The organism is Occallatibacter savannae (genome assembly GCF_003131205.1).
GTDB classification, from domain to species: Bacteria; Acidobacteriota; Terriglobia; order Terriglobales; family Acidobacteriaceae; genus Telmatobacter; species Telmatobacter savannae.
On record NZ_QFFY01000004.1, the window covers coordinates 267,195 to 293,998 of the forward strand.

Annotated in this window: 24 protein-coding genes; 16 read left to right on the forward strand and 8 right to left on the reverse strand. The window is 61.1% G+C overall.

The genetic code is table 11. The features are described from left to right. Positions 1 to 161: 161 nt before the first annotated feature. The 16 genes from DHV10_RS16105 to DHV10_RS16180 all read left to right on the forward strand — a co-directional run bounded on the left by DHV10_RS16105 (position 162) and on the right by DHV10_RS16180 (position 17,170). A complete protein-coding gene (locus tag DHV10_RS16105; protein WP_109487405.1) occupies positions 162 to 743 on the forward strand; it encodes a DNA-binding transcriptional response regulator in 582 nt (193 codons plus the stop codon). 282 nt (positions 744 to 1,025) lie between these two features. Then, positions 1,026 to 1,643, forward strand: a complete 618-nt coding sequence (locus tag DHV10_RS16110; protein WP_239461789.1) for a chemotaxis protein CheW — start codon at positions 1,026 to 1,028, stop codon at positions 1,641 to 1,643. A 29-nt stretch (positions 1,644 to 1,672) separates the two neighbouring features. Continuing rightward, positions 1,673 to 3,262 carry a methyl-accepting chemotaxis protein gene (locus tag DHV10_RS16115; RefSeq protein ID WP_109487406.1) on the forward strand — a complete coding sequence of 530 codons (1,590 nt, stop codon included), beginning with the start codon at positions 1,673 to 1,675 and terminating at the stop codon, positions 3,260 to 3,262. A 94-nt stretch (positions 3,263 to 3,356) separates the two neighbouring features. Next, positions 3,357 to 5,396 carry a chemotaxis protein CheA gene (locus DHV10_RS16120; protein ID WP_109487407.1) on the forward strand — a complete coding sequence of 680 codons (2,040 nt, stop codon included), beginning with the start codon at positions 3,357 to 3,359 and terminating at the stop codon, positions 5,394 to 5,396. After that, positions 5,393 to 6,268, forward strand: coding sequence for a CheR family methyltransferase (locus DHV10_RS16125; protein ID WP_109487408.1), 876 nt, complete (start codon positions 5,393 to 5,395; stop codon positions 6,266 to 6,268). Before DHV10_RS16120 ends, DHV10_RS16125 begins: the two co-directional genes overlap by 4 nt. Further along, the gene (locus DHV10_RS16130; RefSeq protein WP_109487409.1) at positions 6,265 to 6,798 is read left to right on the forward strand and encodes a chemotaxis protein CheD; all 534 of its coding nucleotides are present in this window, start codon (positions 6,265 to 6,267) and stop codon (positions 6,796 to 6,798) included. Before DHV10_RS16125 ends, DHV10_RS16130 begins: the two co-directional genes overlap by 4 nt. Continuing rightward, positions 6,789 to 7,175 (forward strand): response regulator, encoded by a 387-nt coding sequence (locus tag DHV10_RS16135; RefSeq protein WP_109487410.1) that lies wholly within the window; start codon positions 6,789 to 6,791, stop codon positions 7,173 to 7,175. Before DHV10_RS16130 ends, DHV10_RS16135 begins: the two co-directional genes overlap by 10 nt. 31 nt (positions 7,176 to 7,206) lie before the next feature. Then, a complete protein-coding gene (locus DHV10_RS16140; protein ID WP_162601592.1) occupies positions 7,207 to 7,605 on the forward strand; it encodes a chemotaxis protein CheX in 399 nt (132 codons plus the stop codon). A gap of 6 nt (positions 7,606 to 7,611) precedes the next feature. Then, on the forward strand, positions 7,612 to 8,670 hold the full coding sequence (locus tag DHV10_RS16145) for a protein-glutamate methylesterase/protein-glutamine glutaminase (RefSeq protein ID WP_109487412.1): 1,059 nt from the start codon (positions 7,612 to 7,614) through the stop codon (positions 8,668 to 8,670). A gap of 73 nt (positions 8,671 to 8,743) precedes the next feature. Next, positions 8,744 to 10,213 (forward strand): RecQ family ATP-dependent DNA helicase, encoded by a 1,470-nt coding sequence (locus DHV10_RS16150; RefSeq protein WP_109487413.1) that lies wholly within the window; start codon positions 8,744 to 8,746, stop codon positions 10,211 to 10,213. A gap of 65 nt (positions 10,214 to 10,278) precedes the next feature. Next, positions 10,279 to 10,704 (forward strand): hypothetical protein, encoded by a 426-nt coding sequence (locus tag DHV10_RS16155; RefSeq protein WP_109487414.1) that lies wholly within the window; start codon positions 10,279 to 10,281, stop codon positions 10,702 to 10,704. A 150-nt stretch (positions 10,705 to 10,854) separates the two neighbouring features. Continuing rightward, on the forward strand, positions 10,855 to 11,853 hold the full coding sequence (locus DHV10_RS16160) for an enolase C-terminal domain-like protein (RefSeq protein WP_109487743.1): 999 nt from the start codon (positions 10,855 to 10,857) through the stop codon (positions 11,851 to 11,853). A gap of 58 nt (positions 11,854 to 11,911) precedes the next feature. Further along, positions 11,912 to 13,663, forward strand: coding sequence for a thiamine pyrophosphate-dependent enzyme (locus DHV10_RS16165; RefSeq protein WP_109487415.1), 1,752 nt, complete (start codon positions 11,912 to 11,914; stop codon positions 13,661 to 13,663). Between the two features lie 8 nt (positions 13,664 to 13,671). After that, positions 13,672 to 14,634, forward strand: coding sequence for a hypothetical protein (locus tag DHV10_RS16170; RefSeq protein ID WP_239461792.1), 963 nt, complete (start codon positions 13,672 to 13,674; stop codon positions 14,632 to 14,634). Next, positions 14,631 to 15,437, forward strand: a complete 807-nt coding sequence (locus DHV10_RS16175; RefSeq protein ID WP_109487416.1) for a gluconate 2-dehydrogenase subunit 3 family protein — start codon at positions 14,631 to 14,633, stop codon at positions 15,435 to 15,437. Before DHV10_RS16170 ends, DHV10_RS16175 begins: the two co-directional genes overlap by 4 nt. Continuing rightward, on the forward strand, positions 15,434 to 17,170 hold the full coding sequence (locus tag DHV10_RS16180; protein ID WP_239461795.1) for a GMC family oxidoreductase: 1,737 nt from the start codon (positions 15,434 to 15,436) through the stop codon (positions 17,168 to 17,170). Before DHV10_RS16175 ends, DHV10_RS16180 begins: the two co-directional genes overlap by 4 nt. Here DHV10_RS16180 and DHV10_RS16185 read toward each other — a convergent pair whose 3' ends face one another. The 8 genes from DHV10_RS16185 to DHV10_RS16220 form a co-directional block, all read right to left on the reverse strand. Then, entirely contained in the window at positions 17,171 to 17,929 is a 759-nt protein-coding gene (locus tag DHV10_RS16185; protein WP_109487417.1) for an endonuclease/exonuclease/phosphatase family protein, read from the reverse strand. It abuts the gene before it with no gap. Beyond that, positions 17,926 to 19,230 (reverse strand): phospholipase D-like domain-containing protein, encoded by a 1,305-nt coding sequence (locus tag DHV10_RS16190; protein WP_239461796.1) that lies wholly within the window; start codon positions 19,228 to 19,230, stop codon positions 17,926 to 17,928. Before DHV10_RS16190 ends, DHV10_RS16185 begins: the two co-directional genes overlap by 4 nt. A gap of 54 nt (positions 19,231 to 19,284) precedes the next feature. Continuing rightward, positions 19,285 to 20,658 (reverse strand): sigma-54-dependent transcriptional regulator, encoded by a 1,374-nt coding sequence (locus DHV10_RS16195; protein ID WP_109487419.1) that lies wholly within the window; start codon positions 20,656 to 20,658, stop codon positions 19,285 to 19,287. Then, positions 20,655 to 22,448 (reverse strand): sensor histidine kinase, encoded by a 1,794-nt coding sequence (locus DHV10_RS16200; RefSeq protein WP_109487420.1) that lies wholly within the window; start codon positions 22,446 to 22,448, stop codon positions 20,655 to 20,657. Before DHV10_RS16200 ends, DHV10_RS16195 begins: the two co-directional genes overlap by 4 nt. Then, positions 22,445 to 23,782: an ABC transporter substrate-binding protein gene (locus DHV10_RS16205; protein WP_162601593.1), complete on the reverse strand. Its 1,338-nt coding sequence runs from the start codon at positions 23,780 to 23,782 to the stop codon at positions 22,445 to 22,447. The genes DHV10_RS16200 and DHV10_RS16205 overlap by 4 nt, the downstream gene beginning before the upstream one ends. Continuing rightward, a complete protein-coding gene (locus DHV10_RS16210; RefSeq protein ID WP_162601594.1) occupies positions 23,760 to 25,031 on the reverse strand; it encodes a hypothetical protein in 1,272 nt (423 codons plus the stop codon). Before DHV10_RS16210 ends, DHV10_RS16205 begins: the two co-directional genes overlap by 23 nt. A gap of 170 nt (positions 25,032 to 25,201) precedes the next feature. Continuing rightward, on the reverse strand, positions 25,202 to 26,545 hold the full coding sequence (locus DHV10_RS16215; RefSeq protein ID WP_109487423.1) for an SPFH domain-containing protein: 1,344 nt from the start codon (positions 26,543 to 26,545) through the stop codon (positions 25,202 to 25,204). After that, positions 26,542 to 26,796, reverse strand: a complete 255-nt coding sequence (locus DHV10_RS16220; protein ID WP_109487424.1) for a hypothetical protein — start codon at positions 26,794 to 26,796, stop codon at positions 26,542 to 26,544. The genes DHV10_RS16215 and DHV10_RS16220 overlap by 4 nt, the downstream gene beginning before the upstream one ends. Positions 26,797 to 26,804: the final 8 nt, after the last annotated feature.

The window sequence follows — 26,804 nt, forward strand, 5'->3', positions numbered from 1 at the left end:
GCCAAACCTCCGCCGAAATGGTCCTAGGTGAATTCCCGGTCTTTGGCGCAAATTTTTCAACAATTTATGAGGGTTTATCCCAGTTCAAATCCGCTGCAGGTTGAATTACCTTCAACGCGTCGGTCGATCCCTCGTCACTCTCAAGCGTTCGGAAGGTCCCCATGAGAAGCCCGCTTCTGTCTGCCGTTCCCTCATCTCCGGCAAGTGCACTTCCAGCGCCGCCGCTGTGCGAGCCGTCGATTCAACGACAGGCAGCCCTGTTCAATGGCCTCGATCCACAGAGCTGCGGGGACCATCCTGCCCTTCAGCCGCGTTCCAAAACCGTGTTGATGCTGAGCAACGACACCTCTTTCTGCAAACTCGTTCGTTCCTACCTCGAGCACGTAAGCATCGGTGTACTTAGTTGCACCGCCGTCGATCGCGCCGAGTGCTTCATGCGCCAGCGCACCGGCATCGACCTCTGGGTGATCGACGTAGAGGCGATCGGAATCGAGGGTCTCTACATCGCCACGCGGCTGGATGAATGCAGACCGGAGATGCCGATCCTCGTCCTCGAAGGTGACCGCCCCGATAACGAACTGCTCGCCAAGTTCCTGTCCGACGATTGGGCTCGCATCGATAAGCGCGTTCCCCTGCCCAGGCTGCTCTCCACCGTGCTTCGACTCCTTGAGCAGGGCATCGCGCGCAAGCGGTGTCGGTCCGTGGGTGTGAGCGCGACCGGCAGCGACCGGAACGTCGCCTGAACGCCGCGCCCCGTCTCCTTTCTGGATGACCCTTCCTGAAAACCAGAGCGCCTACTGATTCTTCCTCCTGCCCTGCCGATAGAAGCGTTAGAGCGACGACAGCGTTGCAAGCTCCCTCAGTGCCGGCAAATCACAGGAGACTCCCTCCTGTCCTCGAGCCGCGCTAGTCCCGGGTGAACGCACGCTGGCGTCGCCGTTTACGCGAATCCGCTCAAGGTGAGCCTCCGGACTGGAGAACAGTCTGGGCCGTGCATGCATGGATGAAGCGGATCGGAAGAAGGCATGATGACCACCGCAATCGCCGGCGAAATGCAGGCTCGAGTGAATGCCGCAGACGCTCCTCAAGCCATGCAGGGTGCCGCAATGCAAAGCTTGTCTGGAGTGAAACCGCTGAAGCCGGAGATGAGAACCGCGTCTGCGGATCAGCGCACCGGTAAATACCTCACCTTTCTGCTCGGCCCCGAAGAGTTTGCCATCCAGGTGCTCAAGGTTCGCGAGATCATGGGCATCCAGGACATCACCGCAGTGCCGCAGACTCCCTCCTACGTAAAGGGAGTCATCAACCTGCGCGGCAAGGTGATTCCGGTTGTCGATCTACGCCTCAAATTCTGCCTGCCTGAAGCGGAATACACGCAACGCACGTGCATCATCGTTGTTCAGGTGCAGGCCGCCGGCGTCACTCTGCACACGGGCATCATCGTCGATGCCGTCTCAGAGGTGCTCAATTTGGCATCGGCCGATATTGAAGACACGCCCGACTTTGGCGATGGCGGCAGCTCTGCCGCGACATATCTGCTCGGAATGGCGAAGGTCAAAGGCAAGGTCAAAATCCTGCTCGATATCGACCGCGTCCTTAGCGCGCACGAAGTGCACGGGCTCGAAGCTCTGTCGCAGAACTGATCGGAAAAGGAAGAGAAGAGGAACAGGCAATGGCATCGCAAATGACAATCGGAAAGAAACTGTTCGGAAGTTTCGGCGCCTGCGTGGCGCTGACCCTCGTGGTGGGCGGCACCTCGCTCTGGCTGATCAGCAATCTTGGTGCAAGCCTCAAGAAGACGGTGAATGCAACCGCCCGCAAGCAGCTGCTGGCTTCGGATATCGACACGCGCGAATCAGACATGCTCGCCGCCGAGCGCGGCATCCTGCTCAGGGCCATGATGAAGGACACAGCACTGGTCGCCAAGTACTCTGGGGACTACCAGACGGCAACATCCAAATTGAGAGCAGATCTTGATGAGATGAGGCCCTTGATCGAGACAGCGAGCGGGCACCAGGTCGTGAATGCGATTCAAAGCGATCTGGAAACTTCCATGCGGCTTCACCAGGAATTCCTCGGGCTGGTGAACGCCGGCAAGGATGTGGAAGCAGCAGCATTCATGAAAGACAAAACCATTCCCAGCCTCGATGAGCTCAGCAAGCAGGCTGCCGAAGAGAAACAACTTGCGGCGGATCTCATGACAACGGCCCTGAAAGATGCGTCCGACAGAGTCACATTGGGCAACTGGACCACCATCGTCATGCTGCTTCTGTCCTTCGCTGCCTGCACCGTCATCGTCTTTGTGGTCCGCCAGATCAACTCCTCTCTTCGCAAGGCGATCAGCGACCTCTCTGAAGGCGCCGGGCAGGTGGCCAGCGCCGCCGGCCAGATCTCCTCATCCAGCCAGTCGCTGGCGCAGGGCTCCTCGGAGCAGGCAGCCTCACTTGAAGAGACATCGTCCTCGAGCGAAGAAATCAACTCCATGGCGCGCAAGAATGCAGAAAACTCGCAAGCCGCGCACGCGCTGGTTCTGCAATCACAGCAGAGAGTTGAAGAGACCAATCACTCGCTCGAGAGCATGGTAGCCGCGATGTCGGATATCAAGAATTCAAGCGACAAGGTATCCAAAATCATCAAGGTGATCGATGAGATCGCCTTCCAGACCAACATCCTTGCGCTCAATGCCGCGGTCGAAGCGGCGCGCGCAGGCGAGGCGGGCATGGGCTTTGCCGTCGTCGCGGACGAAGTGCGCAATCTCGCGCAACGGTGCGCTCAGGCTGCCAAAGATACGGCCGCGCTGATTGAGGAATCAATCGCCAAATCCGATGAAGGCCAGACCAAGGTCGAGCACGTGGCAGTCGCCATCCATGCCATCACCGACGAGTCAGCCAAGGTGAAGACATTGGTCGACGAGGTGAGCGTCGGAAGCCAGGAGCAGACGCGGGGCATCGAGCAGATCGCGAAAGCGCTCACGCAGATGGAACAGGTCACACAGCAGTCGGCTGCGAATGCAGAGGAGAGCGCGGCTGCGGCAGAAGAACTCACGGCGCAGGCGTCGACGCTGATGGAAGTGGTTCATCAACTCAGCGCCATGGTCGGCGGCATGCAGGAAGCCGAACATCGCCGCGCGCCCCGTCCGGCATGGAACTCCGCGGCACATCATCCGGAAAGGCCGGCCGCGCGAGGCAGCATGCACCCCGGCAAGCTGAGTGCCCGATCGGAATCCATACCGATGGATGCGGACTTCAAAGCAATGGCCTGATCTGCATTGCCCGAACCGATCTCTGCGGCGCGCCAACTGCGTTCTCTCATTGAGCGCGCCGCTCTCCGTGCGCCAAACGACAAGGATCCCGCGAATGTCAGCCCCGGAACAAACTGCGAATGAAGACGGTGGAGCCGCCGAGCTTTTGTCGGCTCAGGTTGACAGCGCTGCCGTGCAAATTGTTCTCGGCGCACTCGACAGGGCAGAACAGATCGCACGCCTCGAAAGCATCGCAGCTACCGCTGAAACTTTGGGCCGCAGCGATATCGCCCGCCTCATCTCATGCGCAGCCCAAGCCGCATCTCGCACGCAAGACCCAGCTGATGCGGGCAGTCTCCTCTCCGACTGCATCAGCCGCGTGCAGCAAGCGCTGCAGGCGGCCGGCCCCGCTCCAGGCCCGAGTGCAGCTCAGGAGAGCACATCCAGTTCTGTCTCGCTCGGCGAAGATCGCGAACTCCTGGCGGACTTTCTTCTCGAAGCGCGGGAACACCTCTCCCAGGTCGAGCTGCAAATCATCACGCTCGAGAAAGAGCCTCATCAAACAGAAGCGATCAACGCCGTCTTTCGCGCCTTCCACACCATCAAGGGGCTTGCCGGTTTCCTTGCACTCGACGACATCCGCGAAGTCGCGCATGAAACCGAGACCCTTCTCGATCTCGCGCGTAATCGCAAGCTCATCGTCTCTCCGGCCATCGTGGACGTCGTGCTTGCGGCAGCGGACTATCTCAAAGCTTTACTGACCAACCTCGAAGAGCGTCTTGGCGGGGTCGAGACCGGGCCTGTCCCGGACAAGATCGGCTTGCTGGAACGCATCCAGCGTGCAGGATCGTCTGCTGTCGACGATGCGAACGCATCCCGATCACCAGACACCGATCCGGATGCCCCCGCCAGCGACCCGGCTTTCGCAACATCCGCGGAACCGGCCATGCCGGAGCGGCGCAGCGGCGAAGATCGCAGACACCGCGCATTCGACGCCCAATCTGTAAAGGTGGAAACGGCAAAGCTCGATTACCTCGTCGACATGGCGGGCGAGTTGGTCATTGCCGAATCCATGGTCCGCCATCGTCCTGAGCTGGCCCAGCTGCACAGTCCCGCGGTGCTCAACAGTCTGGCTCAGCTGGCCAGGATCACCAGCGAGCTGCAGAAAACCGCGATGTCGATGCGCATGGTCCCCATCGATGCGCTCTTCCAGCGCATGAATCGGCTAGTTAGAGATCTCGCTCGCAAGACGGGAAAGAAGGTTGAACTGCAGTCAATCGGCGGCGAAACCGAGCTCGACCGCAATGTCGTCGAAGAGCTGGCCGATCCGCTGATGCACATGGTGCGCAATGCGATCGATCACGGGCTCGAATCGGAGAAGGAGCGCGTTGCCGCGGGCAAGCATCCGGCAGGGCGTGTCCGGCTGCGCGCCAGCCATCAGGCCGGTCACATCGTAATTGAAATTGCGGACGATGGGCGCGGATTGAACCGCGACAGAATTCTTGAGAAAGCCCGGACGATGGGCATTGTCGAGGAAGCCGCCGCCTTGAGTGAGTCTGAGATCTTCGATCTCATCTTCCACCCGGGTTTCTCCACTGCGGCCCAGGTCACCGATGTTTCCGGTCGCGGCGTGGGAATGGACGTCGTCCGGAAAAAGATTCAGAAGCTTCGCGGCCATGTTGCCATCGAATCGGCCTCAGGGCAGGGCACTACCTTTACTCTTCGTCTTCCTCTCACTCTGGCCATCATCGATGGTCTGGTCGTCGGCGTCGGCTCAGAGCGCTACGTTGTTCCCATCTTCTCCGTGCGCGAGATGCTCCGGCCCGAGGTAGGCGCCATCTTCACGGTGGAAGGCACGCACGAGATGGCGATGGTTCGCGAGCGCCTGCTTCCGGTGGTCCGTCTCTACAGGCGCTTCGGTGTGCGGCCGCGTTCTGAAGAGCCCACGAAGAGCCTGCTCATCGTTGCCGAGGCGGGCGGCCGCTCATTCTGTCTCATGGTCGACGACCTGATCGGAAAACAGGAAGTGGTCATCAAGTCTCTGGGGGAGACCATCCAGAACGTTCCCGGAGTTGCCGGCGGCGCGATCCTCGGCGACGGAAGGGTCGGCCTGATTCTCGACCTCGAAGGAGTCTTCGACGGAGGCCGCAGATGACAGGACCACCTCTGCAAACTGCCGCCGAGAGCCAGCAGAAGCCGCTCAGCATTCTCTCGCTCAGCCGCAAGGAATTCTCTGCCATTACAGATCTCGCCAGAAGAGAGTTCGGCGTCGAACTCGGACCGGGCAAAGAGCAGCTGGTAGCCGCGCGCTTGGGCAAGCTGATGCGCCGCCTTCACTTCTCCTCCTTCCGCGAGTTTTACGATCAGCTCCAGGCCGATCGCAGCGGAGGATACCTCGTCCAGCTCATCGACAGCCTCACCACCAACCACACAAGCTTCTTCCGCGAGCAGCCTCACTTCGATTTCCTCGTTGAACGCATCTTCGCGCGGCGCGAAGCCGATCGTCCCCTGCGCATCTGGAGCGCCGCGTGCTCCAGCGGAGAAGAGCCCTACACGATCGCTCTTGTAGCGCAGGAGTACTTCGCAGCGCGCGCCGCAAGCCTTCCCACCATCCTTGCCAGCGATATCTCAACGCACGCGCTCGACATCGCGCGCAAAGGCACTTACCCGGCCAACCGGCTTCAGCAGTCGTTTGCTCCCTGGCTTCGCAAGCACCTTCTCCGCGGCGAAGGCCGATGGGAAGGCTGGTTCCGTATGCGGCCCGAGATCATGAGCATGATCGAATTCCGCAGGGTCAATCTCATCGAGTCCTTTCCGGATCTGGGCCGTTTCGACGTGATCTTCTGCAGAAACGTGATGATCTACTTCAGCCACGAGACTCAATCGCGCCTCATCCAGCGGTTCGCGAACACCCTGAACCCCGGTGGCTATCTCTTCGTGGGCCACTCGGAGACCCTCACCGGGATGCAGCACGGGCTCGAACACATTCAGCCGGCAATCTACCGCAAGCGAGGCATACGGAAGTGAAGGAATTTGTCATCGGCGTTGGCGACGGCGGCGTCACCCGCGACGCGGACGCGATGCTCATTACGTACGCGCTCGGCTCATGTATCGCGCTGATGTTGCATGATCCCGTCGCGCGCGTCGCAGGCATGGTTCACTACATGCTTCCCGAGTCGCCCGAGTCTCAGCAGGGCTCCAATGCGCGGCCCTGCAAGTTTGCCGACACGGCGATACCGTTTCTGTTGCAAGCCACGCTTGCGCAGGGCGCAGACAAGCGCCGGCTCGTGGTCTTCGCGGCCGGCGGCGCGCAGGTGATGAACGATAACTCGATCTTCAACGTCGGCAAGCGCAACTGCCTGGCGCTCCGCAAAGCGCTCTGGAAGTTCGGCCTGGTCGCTCACGCTGAAGACATTGGCGGAAACGTGGTCCGCACGGTCCGCATGGAGGTAGGAACCGGGCGCGTGTGGCTGCAGACACCCTCAGGCGAACGATGGGAGATGAGCCCGCGTCGAGCGCGTGCTGCGGGCGTCAGAGAGGAAGCTCCATGGCGTTGAACATCATGATCGTGGACGATTCGCCGGTGATGCGAGTCTTTCTTCGCAAAGTCGTGCAGCTCACCGGGCTGAGCGTCGGCGAGTACTGCGAGGCCGGAGACGGCGCGTCGGCATTGAAAAGCCTGCGGGAACGCTGGGTAGACCTCATCCTCACCGACATCAACATGCCCGGCATGAATGGCGAAGAATTTGTCCGACAGCTGGACAAGGATGAAATGCTCCGCGACATTCCCGTCATTGTGGTCTCCACTGACGCGAGCAGCGACCGCATCGACCGCATGTTCAAGCTCGGAGCGAAGGGGTACATCTCGAAGCCGTTCCAGCCCGAGACGCTGCGCGACGAAGTCGAGAAAATTTTGGGAGCCGAGTATGCCTGAGCACGAGTGCGCGGAGCTTCTTTCGCCCGCTGTGAACAATGTCCTCGAAACCATGTTCTTCTCCGAGACCTTCGGCCCCGGCGAACCGGACGACTCACCATCCTTGGAAGCGCGCGTCGCCTTCTCGGGCGAAAAATCCGGATCCGTTGCCGTGCGCATATCTCTTGCCAGCGCGCGCTGCCTGGCGGCCTCGTTTCTCGGTGAATCCGAAGACCTGCTCGAAGATGCGCAGATCGCCCAGGTCGTCTGCGAACTCGCCAATATGCTTTGCGGCAGCATCGTTACCCAGATCGAGTCGCGAGGATGCTTCGATCTCGGCGCGCCCCAGCTGCTCCCGGATCCGGCACAAAGCGAGATCGCCGGCGCCGAGCTGCGCCAGAGCTTCAGTGTCGAGCACGGAACCCTAACCGTTTCGCTCACCTTCTTTTGAGCCCGCATGATCGCGCAGAACCGAATCAGAGTTCTCATCGTCGACGATTCCGCCATCGTTCGCAAGGTTCTTACGGACGCGCTCTCGGGCGAGCCCGACATCGAGGTTGTCGGCACCGCACCCGACCCCTACGTGGCCCGCGACAAGATCATCGCGCTGCAACCGGACGTCCTGACCCTCGACATCGAAATGCCGCGCATGGACGGTCTCACCTTCCTCAAAAAGGTGATGCACTACCGGCCGATGCCGGTTATCGTGATCAGCTCGCTCGGCACCGCCTCAAGTCGAACCGCCCTTCAGGCACTCGAAGCAGGAGCGATCGACGTCCTCGCCAAACCGGGTGGACCCCAATCGGTCGGAGAACTGCGACTGAGCGTCGCCTCGAAGATCAGAGCCGCAAGAATCGCGCGCCTGCGATCCTCATCTGCCACATCGTCGTGCCTGTCTCCTTCCCGCGCTGCCGTAAAGCCTCCCGATCCGACACCCGCATTCCCGTCCTCGTTCGTTATTGCCATCGGCGCCTCCACCGGTGGCACCGAGGCAATCAGGACGGTTCTCGCCGCTCTTCCCGCAAACTCGCCCGGCATCGTGATCGCACAGCACATTCCGGCCGTCTTCTCTCGCTCCTTTGCTAACCGCCTGAACGAGCTCTGCGCCATGCGGGTCCGGGAAGCGAAAGACGGGGACAGTGTCGATCCCGGCCTGGCCCTCATCGCACCCGGCAATTTCCATATGCTCCTTCGCCGCTCCGCGTCGGGTTACCGTGTAGAGGTCAAAGACGGCCCGATGGTCTGCTATCAGCGGCCGGCCGTCGACGTTCTCTTCCATTCGGTTGCCGAGGCCGCTGGAGCCAACGCCACTGCCGCTCTTCTTACCGGGATGGGGTCTGACGGTGTACAAGGCATGCTGGCCCTGAAGAAAGCGGGTGCCCGGACGATCGCGCAGGACGAGGAGACATGTGTCGTCTTCGGCATGCCCAAAGAAGCCATCAAGGCCGGTGCCGTCGACCGCGTCCTCCCTCTCGCCGCTATCCCTGACGCCCTGCTCGCCGAGTCCAGGCGATAGCGCGTTCCTCACATCGCAGCAGAAAGAGAGACATCATTCGTCCGAGTTCTGCATCCAACCCTTCGTCACCTTTATGCCCTCCCGTAACAGGAAACCCATCGACATCTCTGCCGCAGCCCAGAAACTGCTCGGATTCAAATCTCTCCGGCCCGGCCAACGCGAAGCCATTCAAAGCCTCCTCGAGGGGCGAGATACACTGCTCGTTCAACCTACAGGATCAGGCAAGTCCGCCGTGTACCAGATCGCCGGCAGCCTTCTCGCGGGCTCAACCGTCATCATCTCTCCGCTGATTGCACTCCAAAAAGATCAGGCCGACTCCATGGAGGCCAGCGAACTCGACGAGACCGTCGTGCTCAACTCCACGCTCTCCGCCTCGGAACATCGCGAGACACTCGAGCGCATAGAGCAGGGAGAGGTCGAGTTCATCTTCCTTGCGCCGGAGCAGCTGCGCAATCCTGACACCCTCGATAGATTGAAAAAGGCAGGCGTCTCTCTCTTCGCCATCGACGAGGCTCATTGCATCAGCCACTGGGGCCACGACTTCCGGCCCGACTACCTCGAACTCGCTCACGTGATCGAAGCGCTCGACCACCCCGTCGTTCTCGCCATGACCGCCACCGCCTCGAAAGAAGTCCGCACCGAAATCGTTGAGCGGCTCGGTATGGAGAATCCCAAGATCTTCGTGCACGGCTTCGATCGCCCCAACATTTCGCTTCGCGTCGATCTCTTCAGTGAAGAAGATGAGAAGCTCGAAGCCGTCGTCAAGCGCGTCGAGTTTGCCGAGAAGCCCGGCATCGTCTATGTTGCCACGCACAAGCACGCAGAGAGCCTTGCAAAGGAACTGAAGGAGCGCGGAGTGGACGCGGTCTTCTACCACGGCGGGCTCAAGGCGAAAGACCGTGACGAAATCCAGGACAAGTTCATGAAGGGCGAAGTCCCCGTGATCGTCGCTACCAACGCCTTCGGCATGGGCGTAGACAAGCCCGACATTCGCTTCGTCTATCACGCCGACGTGAGCGACTCCGTCGATGCGTACTACCAGGAGGTAGGCCGGGCCGGCAGGGATGGAGATCCCGCTGAAGCCGTTCTCTTCTATCGGCCGGGCGACATCTCTGCCCAGCGCTACAAGACTGGTGCAGGCCGCGTGAATTCCGCCGATCTTCGCGCCATCACCGATGCGCTCGTCTCCAAAGACAAATCCGCGAGCCCCAAGGAACTCAGTCACGATACCGGACTCTCTCAGCGCAAAGTCATCAACATCGTTCACAAGCTTGAAGAAGTGGGAGCTGCAGAGAAGCTGAGTTCCGGTGAAATCCAGCTCCTCGAGAAGAAGACAACGGCGCAGATGATGGACGCCGCTACGGAGCAGCAACAAAGCCTGAAGGAGCTGCGCAGCCGGCGCCTGCAGCAGATGCAGCTGTATGCAGAAGGTCGGAGCTGCCGCCGCGCATTCCTGCTGCGCTACTTCGGAGATGATCCCGGCAGCTCGTGCGGCAACTGCGATCGTTGCGAGGCCATGGGCGGAATCGCAGTAGCGCGATAACCTGCGGGCTCCCTGCCCACCCTTTCTCTTCGCCTGCATCTAAAGCGGCGAAGAGGAGGACACTGATGTCCGTCGCCAACATTGCCCTGAACCAACTTGAAAACCGCCTTCCCAAGGTGATCGATGCCCGCAAGCACGGCATGATCGATTACTGTCATGCCGCATTCTTTCTCGGAATGGCTTACGTCTGCCGCAAAAGCGAGCCGCGAGCCGCACTCGCCGCTCTGGTTACCGGATCGTTTGTTCTCGTCCAGTCGCTGCTCACGGATTACCCGCTCGGCGTCAAGAAGGTGATTCCGTTCAAGGTCCACGGGCAGATGGATGCCGCGTTCGCCGCTTCGTCCTTCATGGTGCCCCGGGTCTTCGGGTTCTCCGATTCTCCAGCAGCTACCATCTTTCAGGGGAACAGCTTTGTAGAAGCTGCAGTCGTAGGCGCGACAGACTTCAGCAGCGAACGGGCGCGGAGCGAAGAGTCGGACTATCCTCTTTGATCTGTACTGAAATCGAGTGCACGTTCCCGTGGGAAACTGCATCACACCGAAATAGTGCACCACAAGGTCACGTCCGGATCCGTATCCTTTTACACGATTCCAACCGACTCCCCGGAAGCAGATGGAACCTTCAGCTGGACCAGCACCTCCATGGTGCTCGTTCAGCTTGAATGCGGCGCGGTCCATGCTCTTGGATATACCTACGCCGACCACTCCACCGCCGTACTCGCTTCCAGGCTCCTGAACGAGATCGTCGTCGGCTCAGATGCTTTTTCGCACGGAGCCACGCTGCAGAGACTCCTTGCCGCAATTCGCAATCTTGGCGAAACCGGAATCGCCATGATGGCCGTATCCGCCATAGACAATGCGCTTTGGGATCTTCGCGCTCGCATCGTCAGCGTTCCGCTGGTCAGCCTCCTCGGTCAGGTGCGCACATCCATCCCGGTCTACGGCAGCGGCGGCTTCACCACCTACTCTGACAAGCAACTCACGAGGCAGCTCGGCGGATGGGCAGAGCAGGGCTTCTCAATGGTAAAAATGAAGATCGGCTCGCAGCCGGAGCGCGATCCGGAACGCGTCATCACCGCGCGCCAGGCGATCGGCGCGAACTGCAAGCTGTTTGTCGACGCCAACGGCGCCTACACCGTCACGCAAGCAGTCGAACTGGCCCACTGCTTCGCACAACAGAGCGTCAGCTGGTTTGAAGAGCCTGTCAGCTCCGATAATCTCGTCGGTCTCGACCAGATCCGTCGTCGCGCGCCGCTGGGCATGGATATCGCGGCCGGCGAATACGGCTACACTGCCTGGTACTTCCGCCGCATGCTCGATGCCCAGGCGGTCACGATTCTTCAGGCAGACTGCACGCGATGCGGCGGCATCAGCGGATTCCTCGATGCTGCCTCGCTCTGCTGGGCTTACAACATTCCGCTTTCATCGCACTGCGGTCCGAGCATGCACCTGCACGTGTGCTGCGCAGTGCCGCGCGCCATTCATATGGAGTTCTTTCACGATCATGCGCGCATCGAGCGCATGTTCTTCGATGGATTTTGCGAGCCTCGCGAGGGACAGATGACGCCCGATCTGTCGCGTCCCGGCATGGGGCTTGAATTGAAAACACAGGATGCCGAGAAGTTCCGCGTCTCGCTGTAAACCACGTGCGCAGAGGTCGCGGCATCCAAGCCGACAGAACAAGGTGTGAGGAGTTTCAATGGCCAAGCAGGTTTCTGATCTGATTGTGGAACGGTTGATTGATTGGGGTGTGGACACCATCTTTGGTTTGCCGGGAGATGGCGTCGATGGCTTTTTTGAAGCATTGAGAACGCATCAGGACAAGTTGCGTTTCATTCAGGTCAGGCACGAAGAAGCGGCTGCGTTCGCTGCGGTCGGTTACGCCAAGTACACAGGACGGCTGGGCGTTTGCGTCGCGACATCCGGGCCTGGCGGCATTCATCTTTTGAACGGTCTCTATGATGCGAAGTGCGATCAGGTGCCAGTTCTCGCCATCACCGGTCACACTTTCCACGACCTCATCGGCATGGATTACCAGCAGGATGTAGACCTCGACAAGCTTTACATGGATGTTGCCGAGTTCAATCAGCGTGTCATGGGACCTGCGCACGCTGTAAACGTTGTCGACATGGCCGTGCGCACTGCCTATGGCCGACGTGGTGTCGCACACATCTGCATTCCCAAAGACATTCAGGAGTGGCCCGTCTCCGACAAGATGCGCAGCGCCGCGAACGTCAAAGGACATAGTGGAGACTGGGAGCATCCGCCCACATCGGTTCCCGCCGATTCGCTGCTCCGTCAGGCGGCAGAGATAATCAACGACGGATCGCGCGTCGCCATTCTCGTTGGCCGCGGCGCATTGAAGGCGCGTGAAGAAGTTGCGCAGCTGGCAGAAACCGTGGGCGGTCCGGTCATCAAAGCGTTGCTCGGCAAAGCAGTGCTCCCCGACCACAGTCCATACACGACTGGTGGCATCGGCTTGCTCGGCACTGCGCCTTCTGTCGATGCGATGGAGGAATGCGACACGCTGATCATCATCGGCAGCAGCTTTCCGTACATGGAGTTTCTGCCCAAACCCGGGCAGGCCAAATGCGTGCAAATCGAAATCGATCCGACCCGCGTCGGTCTCCGCTATCCCGCAGACACAGCATTGGTCGGGGATGCAAAAGCCATCCTTCATCACCTGTTGCCGCTGCTCAAGAAGAAGAACAACAAGTTCCTGAAGAAGTCGCAGGAGCGGATGAAAACCTGGAACGATTTGATGACGGAACGCGGCACTCGGACCGACATGCCGATGAAGCCGCAGGTAGTCACCTACAACCTGAACAAGTTCCTTGATGACGACGCCATCGTCACCGCCGACAGCGGCACCATCGCCACCTGGACCGCGCGTCAGATTGAGATGCGTGGGAATATGCAGTTTTCGCTCTCCGGCTCGCTTGCGACCATGGCGAATGGACTTCCCTACAGCATCGGCGCCGCAGCGGCTTATCCCGGCCGCCAGGTCGTTTGCGTCGTCGGAGACGGCGGTCTCAGCATGCTGATGGCTGAGCTCGCAACGCTGGTCAAATACAAGATGCGCGTTGTCGTTGTCGTCGTGAAAAACAATGTTCTCGGGCAGATCAAATGGGAGCAGATGATTCTCGAGGGCAATCCGGAGTTTGGTGTTGAACTCCACCCGATCGACTTCGCCAAGGTAGCGGAAGCGTGCGGCGCGCGAGGGTTGACGCTTGAGCGGCCCGACGAAGCCGAATCGGTGATGCGTGACGCGCTCTCGCATCCCGGCCCCGTTCTCGTCCAGGCAGTCGTCGATCCGAACGAGCCTCCCATGCCTGGCAAGGTGACCACGGAACAGGCCTACAAGCTTGCCAAGTCGCTCGCGCGCGGACAGAAGGATGCAGCGAAGATTATCGCGACCATCGCCGAAGATCAACTGCGTGAGGTGATCTAGGGGCGCCGATGACCGACTCGATACCGCAGATTCTCCATCCCGTAAACGAGCTCAAGTCGCTGGAGAATCGTATACGGGAAGGCAGGTTCCAGCGATCGCTCGCGCTCCTCACCGCCGCAACCAGCATCTTCAGCGGCCTTGAGGTCGCCTACGAGCACTACCGCGGCAGCTACAGCCGGCGCGTCATGTACACGCCGGTTATTCTTAGCGGCGTGCTCGCCGCCGCAGGTGTCGCGGCATTCTTCAGCCGGCGTGCCGCACGCACGGTGCTGCGGCTTGCTGCGGCCGTCACGCTCGTCGATGCCGGCGTCGGATTCTACTTTCACGTTCGTGGAATTCAGCGCAAACCCGGCGGCTGGCGCCTCCCCATGACCAACATGATCATGGGGCCGCCCATCTTCGCACCGCTTCTCTTCGGAACCAGCGCCTACCTCGGACTCATCGCCTCCTACCTGCAGCGAGAAGACGCCAACGACATCGAACGAGGAGACCGAAGCGGTGACGACACTTGGCTTGCTCGCCTGCTGCCTCCGCGCGAAGGGCGCGAGCTGCTCTCGGAAGAGCAGGACATTCGCGAAGGCGCATTTCAGCGGCAGGTCGCCATCATCACCGGCATCAGCGCGCTACTCAGCGGGTTCGAGGCCTACTACTCGCACTATAAAAACAACTTCCGCTACGCAGTGCAGTGGACACCAATCGCGATCGCACCGCTGCTGGCGGCCGCATCTTTCGCGGCGATCCGGAGCCGCCGCATTGCTACGACCGCTCTACCGGCAATCTCCGCCGTCGCCGCTGCCGACTCCGCCATCGGCTTCTACTATCATGCGCGCGGTGTGCTTCGGCGTCCGGGTGGGACCAAACATCTCATCTACAACATCATCTATGGCCCGCCAATCTTCGCTCCGCTTCTATTCGGCGCCGCAGGAATGCTCGGCATTCTGGCGAGCCTTCTCCGCAGGAGACGCCCATGACCAAAAAGCCAAAATCTTCCCGCCGTCTTCCGCTCGACATCGATCCATCGCTTCTGCCTTGCAAAGCCGGCAGTGGCGAAGCCATCCTGCCCTCGGAGCAGCCCGGCTACTATCCCGGCTACAGCAACCTTTCACAGCAAGCCTTCTGGGACAAAGCTACCCGCGATCTGATCAACGACCGCGTCAACAACGTTCCGCGCATTCGTCACTTCAGCGCCGAGTCCGCCCTCTTCTGGCGCGTTGTCTTCGAGCACGTTCTGCCTCAGTCCGACCGAATTCCCGAGCGCCGCATTCCGCTCGTCGAGCGTCTTGACGAGCGTCTCCACAACAAGCGCGGCGTCGGCTATCGCTATGAGAAGATGCCGCCTGACCGCGAAGCCTATCGTCTCGCAGAGATCGCCATCAACGAAGAATCCCAATCGCGATTCAACGCCCACTTCATCGATCTTCCGCATCTGCAGCAGGACATTGTTCTGCAAGCCATCCACGACGGAAAACCTTCCGCCGCAAAAGCCATCTGGAAGCAGATGTCCATCGGCCGCTTCTGGCTGCTGCTCATGCAAGACGCTATCGAGGCTTACTATGCGCATCCGTGGGCGTGGGATGAAATCGGCTTCGGCGGCCCTGCTTATCCGCGCGCCTACACCCGTCTTGAACGCGGCGAGCCGGAGCCGTGGGAAGTGGAAGAGCAGCGCTATGACTGGGACGCGCCGCGCTACTCCGTCTCCGACTCCACTGAATCCACCCACCACCTCCACACGGAATCGCGCCAGAACGAATTCCTCCCGGATGAGAGCCAGTGAAAACGCCTCTGCTCGGTTCTTTCAACTCGTCAGGCAATGGCCATCACATGCTTGGCCCGCTCCAGCACATCGACTTTCCCATGCGCCGCTACCGCGACACCGAGGAGATCGACTACCTCATCGTTGGTTGCGGCTCCGGCGGCGGCGTACTGCTGCAGCGCCTCGCCCGTGCAGGCTTCAAAGTGGTCGCACTCGAAGCCGGACCCTTCTGGGATACAGAGCGCGACTGGGTCAGCGACGAATCCGGCTCCCACAAGCTCTACTGGGAGGACCTTCGAATCACGGGCGGCACCGATCCTCTCGCCTTCGGAGCAAACAACAGCGGCAAAGGCGTTGGTGGCGGCTCCGTGCATTGGGCCGCATTCACGCCGCGTTTTCATCCTTCTGACTTCGAGGTCTACACACGCGACGGTCTCGGCGCCGACTGGCCCTTCTCCTACGAAACCCTGCGCCCCTACTATGAGCAGCTCGAACTTGAAATGCCCGTCGCAGGCCCCGCCTACTTTCCTTGGGGACACCCGCACGGCTACCCCTACGGCCCGCACCCAATGGGCGGAGTCGGCAACGCACTGATCAAAGGCTGCACCGCGCTGGGAATCCCCGTTTCGATCGGCGGCCCCGTAGCGATTCTCTCCGGCTCGCGCGCAGACCGCCCCCATTGCATCTATCGCGGCTTCTGCATTCAGGGCTGCAAAGTCGGCGCCAAGGCAAGCACACTGGTTACGCACGTTCCCGATGCCATTGCAAACGGTGGAGAAGTGCGCGAGTATTCTATGGCGCATCGCATCGAGCTCGGTAGAGACGGCCGCGTCACCGGTGTTCACTATTTCGATCGTGACGGCGCCTCATGGTTCCAGCGTGCAAAAGCTGTCATCGTCGCCGGATATGCAATCGAAACTCCGCGCCTGCTGCTCAACTCCGCATGCCCCGGTCATGAGAACGGACTTGCCAACTCCAGTGACACCGTGGGCCGCTACCTCATGGCCCAGGCAGGCAACGTCGTGCTTGGCCGCTTCGATCAACCGGTGCGCATGTACAAAGCGCCGCCCGCGCACGCTCTCACCGAGGAGTTCTATGAGACCGATCCGCGCAACGATTTCGCCCGCGGCTTCGCAATTCAGACTGTCGGCCCGCTGCCCATCGCTTTTGGCAAGCAGATGGTCTCTGCCAAGCGCGCGTGGGGATGGGGTCTGCGCCGCGAGATGATGGACTACAACCACTGGGCCAGCTTCGGCCTGCTCGGCGAAATCCTACCCTGGGCCGACAATCGCGTCACCCTCTCAGAAGAACGCGACCAGTTCGGCATCCGCGCACCGCACATCTCTTTCAACCTGCACGACAACGATCACAGGCTCATCAAAGCTGCAAAGAACAAAACCATGGAAGTGATGCAGGCCGCAGGTGCCACAGAGGTCATTCAGGAAGCCCGCTATGCGCATCTCGTCGGAGCAGCTCGTATGGGCAAGGACCCGCGCACTTCAGTTGTAGACAAGTTCGGCCGCACGCACGACATTGCCAACCTCTTCGTGTGCGATGGTTCGATTCTCCCCACACAAGGGTCGGCAAATCCCGGTCTGACAATCCAGGCGCTCGCGGCACGAACAGCCGACTACCTCATCGCGCAGGGCGACACCGTCTTCAACAGCAACCGACGAGACATGAACGAACCACCCATGAGCCGCGAACTCGCACCGTCCGATACCTGGGGCCACGGCGTTCCGCGCGTGAAGTAGCTACGCAACAGCTGCATTCTCTTCCAGGCTGAAATCCGCGAGTAGCGGCAAATGGTCCGACGCCACTAGGGCTCTGCGGCTGCGCCATACCGTCGTGTGTTCCAGCTTTAAGGGCTCTTCATAGTAGCAGTGATCCAGACTGAGCAAAGGCAGCACACCCGGATAGGTCCGCTCGAATCGAAATGGCGGACGGGGGCGATGGCTTAGAAAACTTCTTTGCAGGACTTTGGTCGTTCTCCCGCGCGTCCACTCATTGAAGTCGCCGATCACGATACGCGGGCCGCTCAGATCCGGCTTAGCCAGAATCTCGTCACCGATGAGCGCGTCAATCTGCATCCTGCGCTCCATATAGCCCGTCCCGAAATGCACATTGAAGATGTTCACCCTCAGGCCGTCACCCACCTCGATCACGCAGTGCAGCACGCCGCGCTCCTCGCGCCGCGCCTTCGGCAACTCATGGGTGTGCGCTTCTACGATGGGGAAGCGCGATAGCAGCATGTTGCCGTAGCGCCCTCCGTGCAGCGGCCGTGTCTTGCCGAATGCCATGTGCAGCTTCGGAAATGCCGCCGCAATTTGGTTAGCTTGGTCAAATTTGCCCGTTCCGCCCGGCGCATCGACGATCTCCTGCAGGCACAGGATGTCCATATCGAGCTCAGCGATTACGCGGATCACGCGATCGGCCGAGATCGCCCCGTGAATTCCGCGGCACTTGTGCGTGTTGTACGAAGCTACCCGAAACCGAACCGAAGGTTTGCTCATTGTTGTCTCTGGATTACCAACCCCATCAGTTCTGTCGCCCGTTCCGTCACCGGCCTGTGGTTCCATTCATCAAGAGTCACGCGCCGGCTCTGCTCCAGATCGAAGGCCATGTCGTTTTCAAATCGCATTGCAACGTTCGCGTCCCGAATTGCCAGGTTCACTTCGTCATTGATCCCAAAAGAACGATTATCGAAGTTCGTCGAGCCCACAACAACCCACAGATCATCGATGCACAGTACCTTGGCGTGAATCATTGAAGGCTGATACTCGTATACCTCCGCGCCGGCCTTTAACAGCTCGCCGTATCCCGCGCGGCTGGTGCTCCTCGTAACCATATGATCGCTCTTCAGGCCCGGTACGAGAATCCGAACCTGCAGTCCGCGTTTCACCGCCCTGCACAACTCTTCCATCAGGCTCTTGTCCGGCAAAAAATAGGGCGTTGTGATCGAGATCCTGTGACGCGCGGACGCAACCAGAAGCTGGAACAGGATTCTTGCTCGCGTGCCCCCGCCCACCGTCGGTGTGCTGTTCACCACCATCGCTACCAGTGGGTGCTCGTTATGCACGCTCGGAAAATACGCATCGCCCGCCAGCAGCTCGCCTGACGTTGCCAGCCAGTTCTCCGCAAACGTGGCTTGCAGGTTGCACACAGCCTCACCTTCAATGCGCACGTACGAGTCGCGCCAGCGCGGGTGTCCCTTCGTCCCCGTGTACCATTGGTCCGCAATGCCGGCCCCGCCAATAAATCCAATCCGTCCGTCGACGATCGTCAGCTCCCGATGCGTTCGATTGTCCAGATGCATCAACCGGTGCCAGCTCAGCCCGTTGTACCAGCCAACCTTGCCGCCCGCTTCGAGGATCGGGGCCAGATAGCGGTTCGTCGTCCCAGCGCTTCCAATCGCATCGATGACGAGATTGACTTTGACTCCAGCTCGCGCTCGCTCGGCCAGAGCCGAAACATATTGATCCGCGATCTTACCCTTCTGAAAGATGTACGCCTCAATATTGACGCTCTGCTTCGCTCCCCTGATCGCCTCGAGCATCGCCGGGTAGAACGATGGTCCGTTTGTCAGAACTTCCAGCGAGCCGGTTCGATTCACCTGCGCATCGGTCAAAGCCTCGAGCACCTGAAGAAATCGGTCTGAATCATTGGGTGGGATGCCGTCGCGGTCGGCAAGCTTGTACTTCGGCGTAGGACCGACGAGCCCTCCCAGAAGGGACGACGCAACCAGCAGAAGCGCCACAACACCCAGGATGGCGAAGCCGGTTGGCACCGAAACGGCCATGAGGCAGACAAACACGTCAGCTTAGATGCGCACCGGATGGCAGAGGTTCGGGTCGGAAACAGGGCTTTTCTATTCGCGTTCCGGCAGGTTCTGCAGGTCGATTCCCAGCTGCTGGCACTTCTTGTAGAGATGGCTGCGTTCCAGGCCCAGCGCTTTTGCGGTTTGCGTTACATGCCGGCCGTGGCGCAGCAGTTCCGCCAGCACAGTTTGCCGCTCAAAGGCCAGCACGCGCTCTGCCAGCGGGACATCCGTGCTCACAGACGGCTGCACCTTCTCCGCCCTTTTGCTCACGGGCAGGGCCATTTGCACATCCTCTGCTTCTACTTGCGAGTCAGCCAGCAGCAGAAGGCGCTCCACCACGTTCCGCAATTCTCGGATGTTCCCCGGCCAGGAATACGCCTTCAGTGCGTCGATTGCCGCGTTGCTGAAGGGAACGGGCTTCCATCCGTTTTGCGCGCTCACCTGGCGAGCAAAGTGAGACACAAGCGCCGGCAGATCTTCGCAGCGGTCCCGCAGCGGCGGCAGTGTCAGCGGAAAAACAACCACACGGTGATAGAGATCGCGGCGGAAGCCGCTGCTTTCGACAAGCTGTTCCAGATCGCGATGCGTCGCCACCACAACGCGCACATCCACCTTGGTGGGCTTGTCCGCGCCGATCCGCTCCACTTCTCCCTCTTCCAGAACGCGCAGCAGCTTCGCCTGCATCGCAATCGGCATGTCTCCGATCTCGTCCAGAAAAAGCGTGCCGCGATGCGCCTGCTCAAATTTGCCGTTGTGCCGCTGGGCCGCGCCCGTGAACGAGCCCTTTTCATGACCGAACAGCTCGCTCTCAATCAGCTCAGCCGGCACCGCCGCGCAGTTCAACGTAACAAACGGCCCACCTGCTCTCTGGCTTTTCTCGTGCAGTGTTCGCGCGACCAGCTCCTTTCCGGTGCCGGTCTCGCCGTAGATGCAGACCCGCGTTTCGCTCGCCGCAACACGTTCGATCTGTGCCATCACGCGCCGCATCGTTTCGCCCGTCCACACCATCGTGTGCTTGCCAACGCGCGTGCGCAGATCGCGATTCTCCGCCTCCAGTCGCGTCAGCTTCATTGCGTTGTCAAGCGTCACCAGCAGCTTTTCCGTCGAGAGCGGCTTCTCCAGAAAATCCAGCGCGCCCAGCCGTGTTGCTCGCACCGCCATCTCAATGTGCGCCTGCCCGCTCATCATCACCACGGGTGCCGCGACTTCAGCCGTCTTCAGGTCCTCAAGCAGCGCAAGCCCATCGCGCTTCGGCATCACCACATCGCTCAGAATCAGGTCGAACGGCTGCGCCTGCGCCAGTTCGAGCGCGCGCGCGGCGTTGTCGCACACCACCGCCTCATGTCCGGCGAGCCGGAATGCACGCGAAAGGGAAGCGAGCGTGTTCGCCTCATCGTCAACGATCAGAATCTTCGCGCTCATCCTTTAGCCCTCGGAAGCGAAATCACAAACGTCGCGCCCTGTCCCTCCCGGCTCTCCACCGATATGGTACCTGCGTGATCGGCCACCACGCTCTGCACAATCGCGAGCCCCAGCCCGGTACCATGCTGCTTGGTCGTGTAGTAGGGGGTGAACAGTCGCTCGCACTCCTCCGGAGTCATCCCCTGTCCCGTATCTGAAACACGGATCTCGACATTGCTCCCGGCGTTCCGGGCGCTGATTGTGACGGTTCCACCCTCCGGCATGGCGTCCTTTGCATTCAGCACCAGGTTCGACAGCGCCCGATGCAAAAGCTCCGGGTCGGCCATTAGCGGCATCGCGGCGTTCTCGAGCTTGGTGACCACTTCAATCCTAGGTCCGTCTTCCGCCGCCGCTGCGTAGAGATTGCGCACCCGTGCGATTGCGTCTTTTGCATCGATGCGCTCCAGCTCCGGCTTTGGCATCTTGCTGAAGTCGCTGAACCGTCCGATGATCTTCTTCAGATTTCCGATCTCCATGCTCAGCGTCTGCGTGCTTTCGTTGAAAACCTCATCGAATTCTGCGGGAGGCAGTAGGCGTGCCCGCGCCAGATTCTCCACCGTCAGCTGCAGCGGAAACAGCGGGTTCTTTAACTCGTGTGCGAGTCTCCGCGCCAGCTCGCGCCACGCGGCCACGCGCTCGCTCTGCACCAGCCTCTCGCGCTGATTCTCAAGCTGTTCCGTCATGTGATTGAAGCTGCGCGCCAGTACGCTCACCTCGTCGCGCCCGCGCACAGGCACGCGCGCGTCCCAGCTTCCGCCGGCAACTTCCTCCGCGGCGCGGGCAAGCTCTTCCACCGGTCGCGAAACGCGCGCGGCTATCCACAGACTGAAGATGATCGCGAGCAGAATTCCCCCTGCCGCCACGCCATACGCAGTGGCCTTCACCTGCTGCTGCTCGGCCACCAGGCCGCCGCGCGAAATCGCAACCGTCAGCACAGCCAGCACCCCTCCTGCTGAATTCTTCAACGGAATGGCTGTTGCGGCAACGCTGTCCGCGCGGTCCGGCGTCATGTAGAGGATGCCGCTTGCGTCGTGCCCACTCCCCCGCGCCGCCTTGATCAACCCTGCATATTTGGCGCCGCCCGGCATCGTGCCCTCCGGCCCAACAAAGTGCTTCTCTGCGAATGTGCCCCCGTCCTGCGCGTCGCCTCCCGAACTGTTCGTCTCGGTATACAAGCCGACCTGCATGCCGGGAACGACCGGAAGATCTGCAAGGAAAGCCTGATCCATGCGCACACCGCCGATCAGCTTCACTGCCGGCTCTGACCCGCGGACGGTCTGGACAGCAAAGAGTCCCAGCGCCGTGCTTCCATCCGCCAACTCCTCGCGTTTCAAAAATGCATTGCGCGTCGCCTCCCGAACCGCGGGCTCCGGATAGCCAAACCTCGCCGGCCATTGCGCTGAACTGACGATGTTCCCATCCGGCCCTACGACCTCCAGAAAATCCAGCCGCGCATCTTGCGCCAGCGTCTGCGCTTCGCTCAGGAACGGCGCCGCATCTCCCGACTGCACCAGCTCGAACGCCATGTTCCGCACGCGCTCCTGGCCCGCGATGCGGTCGATTGCCGCAGCCACATCCGCCGACCTGTGTTGAAACTCACGCTGAAACTGGTTGACGAACAGCGCCGTCTCATCCCGGTCGCGCTGTTCGAAGACTTGCCGGATGCGCAGGAGCACAGTCCACGCCACCGCCGCCACCGCCGCCGCCACGGTCAGCGAAAAGAGCAACAGAAGCTTCTGCCGAAGGCTCACCGCACGTCCTCCAGCGAGGCGCCGGCCAGATCGAGCGACCCGTCTGCGCGCAAACGCAGATCTCTCACCCGAGGCCCGCTCGCATATCCCAGAGGCAGATCGACCAGCGGGATGATCCTGTAGTTCTCAAGAATCGTCCGCTCGCGCTTGTAGAGATCAGCCGAAGATTGCTCGCTCACAGCAGCAAGCTGTCCTGCATCCCACAAGATTCTTTCCAGCGCCGCTGCCGGATCGTTCCCGCTGATCGTGAATCTTCGCAGCATCAGGTCAGCATGGCGCACGCCTGCCGGCACCATCTGCACATTGATGCCAGACTCGCGAAGATTCAGCGCAATGCGCTGCGCAGCCAGCTGCATGGCCGCATCGCCGTCCGCGCTCATCGTGAGCGTGCCGGCCGCAAGACCTCCGCGCAGCGCCTGTGCCTTGTTCAGATCCCGCTCGGTCGGAAACAGGAAAGAGTACCCGCTCATCCTTTGCGGAAGAAGGCTCGCCGTTACCTCGCCCTGCTTCTGGAAGATGACGTTGTAGAGCGCGCTTCGATCGACAGCAGCTGCAATCGCCGCTCGCAAGTTTGTATTCGCCAGCGCGCCGGCATCGCCCAGTTCGAGCGCGACCAGCGTGATCGGAGGAGAAGAGATCACCGACAGCCTTTGCTGCTGCGCCTGCCGCAACTGCTCCGCCGGAACCTCTACCACATCCGCGTGTCCCGAGCCCAGATCGAGCCACTGATCCCGCACCGGACGACGCACGCGTATCTCGATCGCATCCGCAAACGGCCTCCCCAACCAGCAATTCTCGTTCGCCGCGAGCGAGAGCACACCATTATTGAAGCCCGTCACTTGGAACGGTCCCGTTCCAGCCGCGGTCCCGCCGTTTCCCGTCCCTGTCAGCGCAATCAGAAACTGATCGCTCGCCAGCAAAGCCGGCAGATTCGGCATGGGGTTATCGCTGGTGAAAATGACCAGCGGTCCAACAGCCTTCACCGCATCCCATGGGCAAGCCGAGCCGCACGACGTCGCCAGCGAAGCGGCAACCACCGCACTTGTAAGCGCAGTCCCATCGTGAAACCGCACTCCCAGCCTCAGCCGAAATTGCCAGCGATGAAAGTTGTTGTCCTGCTCCCATCCGACAGCCAGCGCCGGCGACAAGGCCCCGCCCGCATCAAACTGCGTCAGCCCATCGTAGACAAGCCGCCGCGCAACTCCGGTCGGCCGCTCCCACGGATCTCCCGCGATCTCAACATGCAGAGTCCCGCCATAATGCGGACGCGTGCGCGCACCCGCATCCAGCGCCGCTCCAGCCAGCAGCAGGCTAATTGCAAGTCGCCGAAACACGGTCCACCTCGTATTCACCCGCACCGTTGCGCACAACGGTCATCGCGCTCTTTCCATCCTGCGCCGTCCACAGCGCAGTCACCGTTCCGTCCATCTGCAGCGTGTTGCTCTCCGGTATCGCCTCCAGCGCCGGAATCGCAAACGCCCTCAGCGTATCGCTCACCGCCTCGCGCGAACCGGATGCAATCACCTGTGTTCCCGCCCCGCATCCCGACCGCACCGCCGCAAAATCGCTGCCCCAATCCCTCGCGCCCGATACAGTTCTCAGTGCGCCGTTCTCCACGATCTGCAGTTTGCCATCGACGCCCATCAGCAAAACCGCCGCCCCACCGGCCGCACGTGGAATCATTCCCGCCGCATAGAAGACCGGCAGATCCACACCGATGTTCGGCGTCACCACCCCCGTGAAGAAATCGCGCGCCGTGTTGTAGAAGGCCTTCAGCGCCGGCCCGCTGCTCGCGTCCGCACTCTGGTACACCGGCCACGGATCGTCGCTCACGCGGCACCGCACGGTCCATCCGCTCTCCTGTGTTCCGCCGTTCAGTGGCAGGGAATAGCTGCCGCTGCACTGCGTGCCCGCTGTGTAAGCCGCAAACGACCCCCCATCCGCAGCCGGCACGATCACCCCGCGCGGATCGCGCGACATCTTCGGATTCATCGCAAATGTGTTCGACTCTGTCCAGCCCCCGGCAGCAGATGAGTACACCGAAATGCGATCTGCAAACATCACCACAAAGTGTCCGTTGATCTCGGCAGCGGCAAGCACAGCAACATCTTTGCCGCCAGCCCCGGGCCTGCCCGCAATTCCGCCAATCTTTTCCTTGCGCAACACCACCCGCTCGCTCGACCCATGCGTCGCTGCCGCCGCTTCACCTGCTGCAACGTGGACCATCGCGATCCGCGTCCGGTCGCCTTCCACAGTCTCCGCAACCCACAGCCGCTCCCGCGCATTCTCGCTCAGCGTCACCCGAATCGCGTTGGCGCTCTCTGGGCCGCCGACAACAACGCCGCGCGTCTTCAGATCCTGTTCGAGCAGCTTGCGAATACCCGGCACTTCACCTGCGGGAATCGTGGACAGGCTGCGCACCGTCAGCTGCGCCTGTCCCGGCCCAAGAAGATCTGCGATCTGCCCCGCGAGCTCCGCAGCCGGCTGCGCCCATTGCGACGAGATCGGCGCCGTTTGCGCAGTACACGCCGCGAGCCCGGAGATCCAGCACACCACCAGCGACACTGCCCCGACCAGCTTCATTGCCCTCATCGCTTCTCGCTTGTTCTTGCGCGGATTATATCGTCTGCGGAGCTTCAGTTCCGTGCCTGCAAAACCCCGCCGCCGCCACCGGTAACGCGGTCCGACAAACAACACGGCCCGAGAGATGCGCAGTCCCTGCCGCACCTCCCGAGCCGCACCCACCCCTGGCCTCAATGTCCCGCCTTCGGTTCCGTATCGCTCTCCGATTCCATCTCCTGTTTCACCACCGGCGCGTTCGCCATGTTCTTGAACACGTCATTCGCGAAGAAGAACTTCCCGTCCGACGGCACCATCACCACCTGAATCTTGTCCGACAGCCTCTCCGCCACGATCTTGTTGATCAGCAGCGGCGATTTGTTCAGCAGCGATGCCTCGCTCGTCATCCGCTCCGCATTCGCTTGCGCAATCAGCTTGATCCGGCTCGCCTCCGCATCCGCCAGCAAGTTGCGACGCTGCAGCTCAGCCTTGCTGTCGATCACTTTGGCCTCGGCCTCGGCCTGCGCATTCTGGATCGTCGCTTCCTTGCGCGCTTCCGCTTCGAGCTTCGTCTGCTCAATCTGCTTTTGCTTCAGCGGCAGCGTGTATTGCATCGCGTCCGACTCGCCCTTCGCCTCGATCACCCGTGCCTGCGCGTTGCCCTCAGCCTGCTTCGCTTTCTGTTTCGCTTCTGCTTCAGCCTGCAGTTCCGCGATCCGCACCTGCTTCTGCTGGATGTCGGTATCCACTGTCATCTGATCGTCCTGCTGTTCCTTCAGCAGCAAGCCCTCAAGTCCCTTCGCGTACTGCTCCGGCAGCTGAATGTCCGACAGCATCACCTCTTCCACTACGATTCCATCTGTCGACAGCTTCTTCGTGATCATCCCCGCAGCCTTGTTGCGCACCTCTTCGCCCTTGCTCGAAAAGATCTCGCGCACCGTGTACCCCGGCGCCAGCTCCCTCCACGCACTCGCAACCACCGGCGGCACCAGCTGCTGATCTGCTGGCTGCGGCAGATGCGCCTGCACGCTCGCCAGCTTGTTCGGATCGAGGCGATAACGGACGGTCACCGCCAGCCCGATGTTCAGTCCCTCGCGCGATTGCACCATCAGATTGTTCTTCGTACCGGGCTTGCCTGCATCCGCAACGCCGGCCGTGAAGAGATGATCGCGCAGGTCGAACATCTGCACGCTCTCGATCATAGGAGTCACGAAGTGCAGCCCTGGGTACAGGGTTCCCGGCTCCGTCCCTCCAATCTGGCTCACGCGCACGCCGCCCATCCCGCTCGGCACCACCACCATGCTCCCCGCCATCAGCATCGGTACGCACGCCACCAACGCCAGCGCCGCCGGCACTCTCCATGCAATCGGCGCGGGCTCAGGTTCCGCCGTGCCGCCGTCCGTCAGCATTCCTTCGCCGCGCGACTTCTTCTTCATCACGTAGCGAATCTGCATCCACAACCCATGCAGCGGAATCCCCGCCGCCACCGTCATCAACAGCACGCCCGCAATCATCAACATCGTCTTCAGCGCAATCATTGTCCGCCCCCTATCGCCCGGATCTTCAGATCTCCGGAATCCCCGCAAACCGGTCCCTGGTTGGTGGGGTGGTTTCTGTGCTCTTTCCGTCCGCGTCCTTTGTGGGCCGCCCCGTCTCTCCTGGATCCCGGCCGTGGAGCAAGCAGCAGCCGGACCAGCCCGCCAAACGTCAACTCCTCAAACAGCAGCGCGGCCGCCACCGGCAACAGCGCTGCTCCCATCCCGCTCATCGCATCCGCCAGCACACTCATCGCCGCGT